The 10,319-nt window shown below is 70.2% G+C and carries 9 protein-coding genes; 1 reads left to right on the top strand and 8 read right to left on the bottom strand.

Annotation, left to right across the window (positions count from 1 at the left end; genetic code table 11):
- Nucleotides 1–209: 209 nt before the first annotated feature.
- The 8 genes from GX015_RS08815 to GX015_RS08780 form a co-directional block, all read right to left on the bottom strand.
- Nucleotides 210–731 carry a hypothetical protein gene (locus tag GX015_RS08815; protein WP_278826730.1) on the bottom strand — a complete coding sequence of 174 codons (522 nt, stop codon included), beginning with the start codon at nucleotides 729–731 and terminating at the stop codon, nucleotides 210–212.
- A gap of 305 nt (nucleotides 732–1,036) precedes the next feature.
- Nucleotides 1,037–1,288, bottom strand: coding sequence for a hypothetical protein (locus GX015_RS08810; protein WP_278826731.1), 252 nt, complete (start codon nucleotides 1,286–1,288; stop codon nucleotides 1,037–1,039).
- Between the two features lie 671 nt (nucleotides 1,289–1,959).
- Entirely contained in the window at nucleotides 1,960–2,316 is a 357-nt protein-coding gene (locus GX015_RS08805; protein WP_291344436.1) for a monovalent cation/H(+) antiporter subunit G, read from the bottom strand.
- 3 nt (nucleotides 2,317–2,319) lie between these two features.
- The gene (locus GX015_RS08800) at nucleotides 2,320–2,595 is read right to left on the bottom strand and encodes a monovalent cation/H+ antiporter complex subunit F (RefSeq protein ID WP_291344434.1); all 276 of its coding nucleotides are present in this window, start codon (nucleotides 2,593–2,595) and stop codon (nucleotides 2,320–2,322) included.
- A complete protein-coding gene (locus GX015_RS08795) occupies nucleotides 2,588–3,211 on the bottom strand; it encodes a Na+/H+ antiporter subunit E (RefSeq protein ID WP_291344432.1) in 624 nt (207 codons plus the stop codon). Before GX015_RS08795 ends, GX015_RS08800 begins: the two co-directional genes overlap by 8 nt.
- Nucleotides 3,208–4,767, bottom strand: a complete 1,560-nt coding sequence (locus tag GX015_RS08790; protein WP_231129964.1) for a monovalent cation/H+ antiporter subunit D family protein — start codon at nucleotides 4,765–4,767, stop codon at nucleotides 3,208–3,210. The genes GX015_RS08795 and GX015_RS08790 overlap by 4 nt, the downstream gene beginning before the upstream one ends.
- A complete protein-coding gene (locus tag GX015_RS08785) occupies nucleotides 4,764–5,210 on the bottom strand; it encodes a cation:proton antiporter subunit C (protein WP_291344429.1) in 447 nt (148 codons plus the stop codon). Before GX015_RS08785 ends, GX015_RS08790 begins: the two co-directional genes overlap by 4 nt.
- The gene (locus GX015_RS08780) at nucleotides 5,207–8,203 is read right to left on the bottom strand and encodes a DUF4040 family protein (protein ID WP_291344439.1); all 2,997 of its coding nucleotides are present in this window, start codon (nucleotides 8,201–8,203) and stop codon (nucleotides 5,207–5,209) included. Before GX015_RS08780 ends, GX015_RS08785 begins: the two co-directional genes overlap by 4 nt.
- A 279-nt stretch (nucleotides 8,204–8,482) precedes the next feature.
- On the opposite strand from GX015_RS08780, the gene GX015_RS08775 reads away from it, so the two are divergent.
- On the top strand, nucleotides 8,483–10,319 hold a 1,837-nt coding region (locus tag GX015_RS08775), incomplete at its 3' end, for a hypothetical protein (protein WP_291344426.1).

The following is a 10,319-nucleotide window of genomic DNA, read 5'->3' as shown; positions in this document are numbered from 1 at the left end:
GCGGGGGAGCGCCGGAGGGCCGGAGCGCGGGAGCGGTGGCGGCCAAATGGGGCGCGGGCGGGGCAGGGGGCGCCGAAGTGCCGGAGCGCGGGAGCGGTGGCGGCCAAATGGGGTGCGGGCAGACGTCGCAAAGCAAAACCCGCCCGCATGACGCCGCGAACCTGAAGTTCGGCGACGCCCGCGGGCGGGCACGTGCGGTGCTCGACTCTTTAGAGCGAACCGAAGATCGGCTTCGCGGGCTCGGCGGGCTCGGCCGGGTCAGCTGCCTCGGCGGGCTCGACGGCCGCATCCATGGCGATCTCGCCGGTCTCGGCGGGCACGATCGCGGAATCGACGACGTTCTCGCCGGGCTCGCCGGCAACGGCCGGCTCGATGGCGGAGTCGGCGACGGTCTCGTCGATGATGACCTCGGGCTGCTCGATCGCGGAATCGGCGACCAGCTCACCCGTCTCCGGCTCGGGGGTCGGCTCGATGGCGGAATCGACGACCACGCCATTGCCCGTGTTCACGTCGACGACGTCGGTCACGTGGGTGGAGTTGTCGTCCTCGGTCGACACGTCGAGGAAGTCCTCGCCGAACGGGAAGTTGACGTCACCGAAGGTCGAACCCAGGTTGATGTCACCGCCGCCGATCTGCTCGAGAGCGGGGAACGGGGACTCGACGACGATGTAGGGGCCATCCGGAATCGCGTCGATGACCTCGGCGATGGCGGAGATGGTGGCGGCGTCCATGAAGAGCTTCCTTCTGGTCTGGATGGTCTGGAGCTGATGAATTTTCGAGCTGGCGTTACGCGGTGCTGCGGCGGAACGGAAGCGAGGGTCGTGCACGGCGGACCGGCGAAAACGCGGCCGCTCGGAAACCTTGGCGGTGCCTCGGTGAAGTCCGGCCGAAGCCGCGGGTTACACCGGAGGTGCAACAATATTTCGGCCAAAAGCGACCCCGGGGCGCCGAAGCGCTCCGGGGCAGCTGCCTGAACGGGAATTCCCGCCTGCGCGAACGGGGCCGCGCGGAGTCCGGATCGACGACCCGGGGGCAATTAGGCGGTGACGCCGTTGCCCGCGTTGATGTCCAGGATGTCCGAGACGTGGGTGGAGTTGTCGTCGGTGACGGAGACGTCGAGGAAGTCCTCGCCGAACGGCATGTTGACGTCACCGAAGGTGGAGCCCAGGTTGATGTCGCGGCCGGCGATCTGCTCCAGGGCCGGGAACGGGGTCTCGAAGGTGATGTACGGGCCGGCGGGCAGGGCCTCGACGACCTCGGCGATGGCGGAAATGGTGTTGGCGTCCATGTGACGAATCCCTCTTCTTGAAACGGATGTGGTGGCGAGAACGTGCCGGGGCTGCCCCCTGCGGTGGTCGGCCCCCTGAGGCCTCCCTGAATCTCTCGCGGTCGACATTAAGACCGCTTTTGGCTTTCCGCAATCGTTTCGAGACCCGTCCGACGCCATGAAAACGCCGTTTTGGCAAAGGGTTATGAGGTTCATTGGCGCCTTCCTAAAAGCGCTGCGTGCCCGGCGTTTACGTGTTGTTCACTTTGTGTGCATGGCAGGATAACGCCGTAAGTCTGTTCTGATTTTGGCACTGCCAGCGGAAACGATTGCGTAACGGCGTTCAGCAAGGCGAGGCTGGCCTAATTATGGCGGCGAGTTCGAGTCCCGCTTAGGTTGTCCGGCGGCGTCCCGATCGCAAAATTTCACGCGTTCGTTACTTCCGTTAATGTGACCTAAGACACATTTCCTGGCTGCTTTGCGACGCCCGTCACCTCCCCCGAGAGGGGGTGAAAATTCGATTGGCTGTAACACCGCCGGCGGGCCGGCTCATATGAGAACCCATGAACGTGCTCCTGCGTCGCCAAAGCCGCCTCTCACACGCCGAGGGCCCCTCTCCCCGAAGAAACGGGGAGAGGGGCCCGGTGGGCGTCGTAAAGCGGCAGATGCGGGCGAGAAGTGGCCGGCCGCAGTCAGTCTCGGTCCGCGTGCGGCCGGTCGGAGTGGTCCTCGGCCGAGCCGTCGCGCGACCCGAGCACGGCGCGCGCGAGGACCTCCGAGGCGACGGTGGCGACGACGAGCATCGCCACGATCGCCAGCAGCCCGGTCAGCGTCTTGCCCACGGTCAGCGTCCCCTGGTCGAATTCGAGGATTGCGTTGCCCACGACGAGCAGCGGCGCGCCGACCGTCACGCCGGCGGACAGCTGGTTCATGCGCGACAGGGCGTCCGGCGCGCGCCACATCGCCACCGCCGCGCCGAGCAGGTACAGCGACCCGCCGATGATGGTCGCGGCGAACAGGATGGTGGTGATGACGGTTCCGATTCCCATGGCCTACCTCCTTCCCCGCGAGATCACGCGCGACAGGCCGACGGTGGACAGGATGCCCAGCAGGCCCGCCAGCATGGCGATGTCGAACGTGATGGCCGTTTCGCGCAGCAGCGCGGTGGTCAGGAACACGCCGACCATCGAGAAGAACGCGACGTCGGCCATCACCGCGCGCGAGACGTTGCCCTTCACGCGGAACACCTGGATCACGGTCAGCAGGAACGCCAGGGAGCACAGCGCGACGCCGATGCCGCCGACGATGGTCACCACGGAATCACTCATGGTCCGCCTCCTTCGCGGGGTCGCGGTCGCCCTTCGGCTCGCCGCTGACGTTGGTCGCGCCTTCCTGCTTGACGACGTCGACGGTCGGATCGTCCGGCCCGCCCCTTTCGGCGGCGGTCTGCTCCGGGATGACGTCGTCCTCCAGCGGATCCGCCACCACCGTGACGGTCGGCGGGAGGTCCGGCAGGCCTGAGCCGGCCTCGGCGGCGGTGCCGATGACTTCGTCGGGGTCGGCGTGGACCGCGGGGTCGTAGCCGTCGAAGACGAAGGCCTCGGGCCGCGGCAGGTCGCGAACGCGCGGGGCCATGCGCTCCTCCATGTCGTACAGCGAGTCGTAGACGCCGTCGAGGTCCGCGCCGAACATGACGTGGACGATGAACATGCGGCCGCCGTCGGCGAGGCCGCGGGTGCCGCACACGAGGGTGCCGGGCGTCATGGTGATCGAGGCGGACAGGCCGACGATCTCGTTGTCGGTGGTGATGCGCAGCGGCATGCCGATCAGCGTCGGCTTCTGCTTCTGGCGCGGGCGGAACGTATCCGCGATCACCTCGGTCGCGGCGAGGACGACCTGGCCGGTCAGCCACGCGGCGTAGACGGGAATGTGCAGGAAGCTCATCGCGTCGCCCCTTCCCGGACGTTGTCGAGGTTGCCGTATGAGATGGCCTCGGCCGGTTCGCCCAGCGCCGCCCGCTCGTAGGCGGGGACGTCGACGAGGGCGTCGCCCGCCGCGCCCGTCCACCCGGCGACGACGCCGGCGAAGACGAACATGGCGAAGCTTGCCGCGGCCAGGAACACCGACGGAGCCACCAGGGCGCCGCGGACGCGCAGTTCATCGTCGACGCCCTGCATCGGGCGGCCCCAGAACACGCCGCGCCACACGCGCAGCACCGCGAGCATGGCGCCCAGCGACGCGAGCACGATGGCCGCGATGACGACCGCGGAGCGCGCGTCGCCGGACGACGCCGCCGCGAAGACGACGCCGACCTTGCCCCACAGGCCCGAGAACGGCGGGAAACCGACGATGGAGAACGCCATCGCCGCGAACACCCACGCGGTCAGCTGATCCCGGCGGGCCAGGCCCGACAGGCGCGACAGCGTGCCCGTGCCGTACGTCTCCTCGATGGCGCCGGAGACCAGCACCAGCGAACCGACGGTGACCATGTGGTGCACCGCGTAGAAGATGCCGGCGGCCAGCACCACGGGGGCGTCGCCGTCGGTGAAGGCCAGGACGACCAGGATGAACGGCATGCCGTTGACCATCTGGTACGCCAGCACCCGGCGCATCGTCGACTCGCCCAGGCCCGCGTAGGCGCCCAGCAGCATGGACGCCGCCATCAGGGCGATGATCGGCCAATGCCACGACGGGTCCATGTCCACGATGACCACGTAAATGCGGAACAGCATGTACACCGCGACCTTGGTGTGGACGGCGGAGAAGATCGCCATCACCGCCGGCGACGTCGACGGGTACGTGCGGGGCAGCCACGTGTGCACCGGCGCCAGGCCCGCCTTCACTCCCAGGGCGATGATGACCAGCCCCAGCGCCACCGCACCCGGGCCGCCGCCCGCGGCCATGCCGGCGAGCAGCGCGATGTTCACCGAGCCGACCGAACCGTAGACGAGGGCGACGCCGATGAGCAGCACCGTGGACGTCATCAGGTTGACCAGCACGAAGGACCGGCCGGCCGCGAGACGGTGCCACGTGCCCGTCACGGCGATCAGGCCGTAGGAGGGCAGCAGCATCACCTCCATGAACACGAAGAAGTTGAACAGGTCGGCGGTGAGGAACGCGCCCGCCATGCCCGACAGCATCATCAGCGTCAGGGCGGGGAAGAAGCGCGACTTGTTCTCGCCGGCCACCTGGGCGAACCAGGAACCGGCGAAGACCACCAGCGCCGCCACGCCCAGCATCAGCAGCGAGAACGCGTCGGCGACGAAGGGGATGGACACGCCGCCGGGGAAACCGCCGACGTTGTGGCCGATCGGCCCGGAGTCCATGACCCGGTACAGCAGCGCGAACGCCGTGGCGGCCATCAGCGCCGGGGTGGCCAGGGACAGCGCCACCCGCACCGGGGCCCACGGGATCACCGCGGCGACGCCGGCGAGCAGCAGGGGAATGATCGCCACCAGGGGCAGCAGGGCGGAGAGCGTCTCCGCGGACATGCCGGTCATCGGCGATCACCGTCCTGGGGCGACTCGGGCGGGTACTCGCCGTGGCGGATCGACCCGGCGCCGGAACCGGCGTCGGCCGGGCGCAGCCGACGGGCCTTGCGGCCGGCCGTGGACAGCTGCGCGTTGGCCTCGCGGTCCTCGTGGATGCGGGTGTCGTCGTCGCGTCCCAGCGCCGACATGGCCAGCATGAACGCCGTCACCGCCATGGTGATGACGATCGCCGTGAGTACGAAGGCCTGCGGCAGCGCATCGGCCGCCGTCTCCGCCTCCGCGCGGGCCATCAGCGGCTCCTGCCGCCACGCGCCCACGCCGGCCGAAAGAATGATCAGGTTCGCGGCGTGCGAGATGAACGTCATCCCGATGATGATGCGCACCATGCCGCGCTGCAGCACCAGATACGCGCCGCCGCCGGCCAGCACGGCCGCGATGAGGGCGATGATCATGCCCGCACCTCCTCGTCGTCGGTCATGTTGTCGGCGGAACCGGTGCTCGACGCCGAAGCGGCTGTGCCCGGGCCGTCGTAAAGCTCTTCCGGAACGCCCTCGCCCACCGGATCACCCGGGGCCGAGTTCGCCGCCATCGCCTGATCCGGCTTCTGCCGCGGCGGAACGTGCACGCCCGTGCGATGCGCGACCCGCGGGCCCAGCTCATCGTCCGACTTCGGCGAACCCGGGCGGGTCGGGCCACCCAGGTGATTGAGCGACGTGGCGACGATGCCCAGCACCGCCAGGTACACGCCCACGTCGAAGATCAGCGCCGTGGTCAGGTGCTGCCCGGCCACCGTGCCGTGCAGGGGCGCCAGGAAGGAACCCTCCAGGTAACCGACGAAACCGATGCCGATGGCCACGATCACGCCGACGCCGCTGAACAGGTACGGCAGATTCCGGCGCATGAGCGGGCGGTCGTCCGGATGCGCCAGGTACCGGAGCATCAGCGCCGACGCGCCGATCAGCGCCGCGTTGAAGCCGCCGCCCGGCTCGTTGCCGCCGCGGTACAGCACGATCAGGGACAGGCCGAACAGCAGCGGCGTCATCCACTGCACCAGCTTGCGCATCGGCAGCGAATTCAGCCCCGCCTGCGGCAGCGGCCCCGGACGGCCCGGGTAATGCGGCCACCGCGGCATCGACGACACCACCGCGGCCATGGCGATGCCCGCCATGCCCAGCACGGCGAGCTCGCCCAACGTATCGAAGGCTCGGAACTCCACGAGGATCGTGTTGACCACGTTGTTCTCCGACGTGATCTTCGGGCCCTCCTCCAAGTACCACTGGGCCAGCTCCGGCTTGTCGCGGCGGCCCGTCAGGGTCCACACCGCGCCGAAGGTGGCCAGGCCCACGCCGACGCCGACCGCCGCCGCGACGATGCGGCGGCCCCGGCCGGTGCCCGCGAAGGCGCGCGGCTGGTGGCGCAGGACCAGCATCATCAGCACGACGGTGAGGATCTCCACCAGGAACTGCGTCATCGCCACGTCCGGCGCGCCGAGCAGCAGCACCTGCAGGGTCACGCCCGTGCCGGTGACGCCCAGCAGCACCGCGGCCTGCAGGCGATTGCGCGCCTGCAGCGTGGCGACGACGCCGATGACGATGATCGTCAGCGGGATCAGATCCATCCACGAATCGATGCCGTCGACCTTGTCCGGCAGCTCCATGCCGCCGACGCCCGGCGCCACGAGGATCGCGGCCGCGTAGACGACGATGACCGACAGCATCGGCAGCAGGTGGCGCGTCGGCGCATGCGAATCGCCCAGCGCCGCGAGCCAGCGGCCGACGCGGCCGGCGGCGCGGGTGCCGAAGGACAGCGCCTGCACGCCCGTGAACGGGAACAGCTTGCGGTCCGCCAGCGCCTCGTTCATCCGGCCGCGCACAAGCACCAGCAGCACACCGGCGACCAGCACGCCCACCGAAATCAGCAGCGGGACGTTCACGCCGTGCCACAGCGCCAGGTGGGTCTTGGCGTAATCGCCGCCGAGCACCGTGCGCGCCACCGAATCCAACGGGCCATCGAGCAACGAGCCGACGAAGAACGCCAGCGGCAGCGAAACGACGCCCGGGATCGCCGCCGGCAGCCACAGGGCCACCGGGGCCTCGCGGACCTCCGACATGTCGCGGGGGCCGTCGACGAACGCGCCGAAGATGAGGCGCGCCGAATACGTGAACGTCGCGATCGCGCCGATCGCCGCGGCGATCAGCAGGACCACGACGCCGGCATCGGCCAGCGGAGCATCGGTGAACGCCTCGAGCATGCCCTCCTTGGACAGGAAGCCCAGCGTGGGCGGCACCGCGGCCATCGACGCAGCGCCGATCGCCATCGACCCGAAGGTCCACGGCATGCGGCGCCACAACGGGCCCAGACGGCGGATGTCGCGCGTGCCCGTCTGATGGTCGACCGTGCCGGCCAGCATGAACAGCGACGACTTGAACAGCGCGTGCGCCAACGTGTGCACCACCGCGGCGACGATGGCGAAGTGCGTGCCCACGCCGATGGTCGCCACGATCCAGCCCAGCTGCGACACCGTCGAGTACGCGACCAGGCGCTTCAGGTCCGTCTGCTGGATGGCGAACACGGCGGCGGACACCGCCGTCGCCATGCCCACGACGATCAGCAGAATCTGCCACGCCTGCACGTGGGCAAAGGCCGTCGCAAAGCGAATGAGCAGGTAAATGCCCGCCTTCACCACCGCCGCGGCATGCAGGAACGCCGACACCGGCGTCGCCGCCGCCATCGCCTCCGGCAGCCACGACTGGAACGGCAACTGGGCCGCCTTCGTGAACGCGCCCAACGCCACCAGCACCGCCACGGTCGTGGTCAGCCCGGCATTCGCGCCGGCGCCCGTGCCCCACACGGGGTGGGCGAGCACCTCCGTCAGGTTCGTGGTGCCCGTCGCCCACACGGCGACGCCCAGCGCCGCGAGCAGCAGCAGGCCGCCGGTGAACGTCAGCAGCAGCGTGCGCACCGACCCCGCCTCGCCGGACGAGCCCGACCGCGCGATGAGCAGGAACGACGCGATGGACACCAGCTCCCAGCCGATGAACAGCAGCACCACGTCATCCGCCAGCACCAGCAGCAGGACCGCCAGCATGAACGCCGTCATGAGCACGTAGAAGCTCATCGTGCCGCCCTTCGGCGGCAGGTACGCGGTGGAGTAGATGAACACCGCCGAACCGATCACCAGCGCCAGCAGCGCGAAGACCAGTGATAGCGGGTCGAGGCGGAGCGCGAACTCCACCCCGGTTCCCCCTGGCAGCAGCGCGCCGGCCCACTCGACGCCCCACGTGACCGCATCCCCGTCGAGGACACCGCCGGCCAGCCGCGCCAGCTGCACGATCGCGGCGACGAAAAACGCCACGATCGGCCAGCCGGCGTGCCTGCCCAGAACTTTCACGAACAAGGGGGTGAGGGCCAGCGCCACCGCCACCAGTGCGGGGACGCTGAGCATTGTCACGACAGTGTCGCCTTCCTGTTGTGCACGGTTGGGGGGCCCGGTGGCGCGCGGCCGCCGGGCCCGGTAAATGGCCGTATTCCACCCTAGCAACCGGCGACGACCCGGTTTACGTCGTGCAATGCGCGAAAATCGGCTTGTCATATATCTCTGCGCGACGCTTTGCGACGGCCCGCGGGTACCCCCGTCGCCCTTTTCGCCGGAGCGGCGGAAAGTGGTTCGGCCCGTCGGCGTAGCGCCCTCGAATGGGCTGGTGCGGGCGATAACGTGAGGGGCATGGCTCCCCGGAAGGGCGGCATTCGCCGCGTGCTCTTGTCCCTGCTCCTCGTTCTGCCGTTGATCGCCGGCGCGGCGTATCTCGCGTGGTCCGGCACCGGGTTGTCCGCGGCGTGGACCGCCGACGGTGCGGAGGAGGGGCGTGCGCCGGGGCCGGTGCCCGGCATCGACGTGGCGCAGGTGCAGGATGCGCGCCGGGCGATCGGGGAGGCGAATACGCAGGCCGGGTTCCTCAAGGCGGGCATGGGCGGAGCGACCGAGGGCATCCGCGAGCTGAAGGACGGCGGCACCGAGCTGGTGGGCGGCACCGGCGAGATCCGGCGCGGCGCGTCCGAGCTGGCGACGGGCATGAACGAGCTGCAGGCCGGCACCGGGCGGCTGGGCGGCGGCGCGAAGGAGATCGCCGACGGCGCCGGCGCCATCGCCGACAGCGTGGGCCTGGTCAACGTGGCCATCGGGCAGGTGGAGGCGTCGATCGGCCCGGCGAAGGAGTCGCTGCGGGCGGCCGGCGACGGGGACGCCGTGGCGAACCTGGAGACCCTCGAGCGCCAGCTGGGCGCCCTCGACTTCGATGCGATCGCCGGCGAGGCCGAGCGGTTCCGCACGGGCGCGAATGACCTGTCGTACCAGCTCAACACTCCCGGCGCCCCCTACCGCGACGGCATCTACAACGCGACCGCCGGCGCCAACCAGCTGCGCACGGCGACGGGCGACCTCGACGAGGGCGCAAAAAAGCTCGATGGCGGCCTGAAGGAGCTCGACGAGGGAGCCGGGCGGCTCGACGGCATGGCCAAGACCACCGCCGACAAGATCGGGGAGGCCCAGCGGGCGATGCCGGTGCCCACCGCCGATCAGCTCGCCGCCGCCGGTTTGGCCGGTGGTGCGGGCGCTGGTGACCGTGCTGGCGGTGAAGCCGGTGCCGAAGATGGCGCGGGTGATGCGGCAAGTGGTGCGGCGGGCAATGCGACGCTCGCACCGACGCTGGCCTTCATGGTGTCCGCGCTGGTCATGCTCGCCGCGTCGGCGCTGTGGCTCATCGCCGGCCCGCGCCGAGGCGGCGGTGGCGGGCGTGGCGGGCGCAACCGGGGAGTTGGGGCCGGCCTGGCGATCGATTCCGCGGAGGCGGACCGGGGCTGGTGGTCCCGTGTGCTGCCGGGCGGTGCGTTCGCGGGTGCGTTGGCGGGGATCGTCGCGATCGGCGTCGTGGTGCTGTTCATCATGGCCGACGGCCTGGATCTGTTGCGCGGCGCGACCAGCGTGATCGTGCTCGCGTTGGCCGCGTTGGCGGCGACGGCGCTGGCCCGTGCGGTGCTGGCGGTGTTCGGTGGGCCGTGGGGCCGGTTCGTGATCCTCGCGGGGATGCTCTTCCAGGTCGGCGTGATCGGTTGGGTGTGGCGCAGTGCTGCGGCGGCCGCGACGGGCGGCGCCGAATTGGCGGCCGCGTGGGGAGTCGTCGCGGCTCTCCTGCCTTTGCATCACCCGACCGCCGCATTGACCGCCCTGGGCAACGATGGTTCGACGGTGATGTGGGGGACGTCGGCGGGCGTGCTGTTGGCGCTGGTGTTCATCGGTGCCCTCATCGATCGCTTCGGGGCCGGCCGCCGCCGCGTTCCGGCCACCCCTGCAGCCGAGCCCACCCAGGTTTCGTCGACCGCGACCGCCACCATCCCGGCGAAGCCCGCCCCGGCCGCCACCGAACCCGCCGCCGACTCCACCCCGACAGAGTCCACGACCGCCGACTCCGCTCCCGTTACTGACGCCGCCGCCGACTCCACTTCGACGACCGGCGACCCCATTGCGGACACCGAGGCCGGCGATCGGGGAAATGCGGCGGACG

The organism is Corynebacterium sp. (genome assembly GCF_012837295.1).
Taxonomy (GTDB): Bacteria; Actinomycetota; Actinomycetes; order Mycobacteriales; family Mycobacteriaceae; genus Corynebacterium.
Note: the sequence above shows the minus strand (reverse complement) of the source record. Positions and strands in the feature narration are given on the sequence as shown.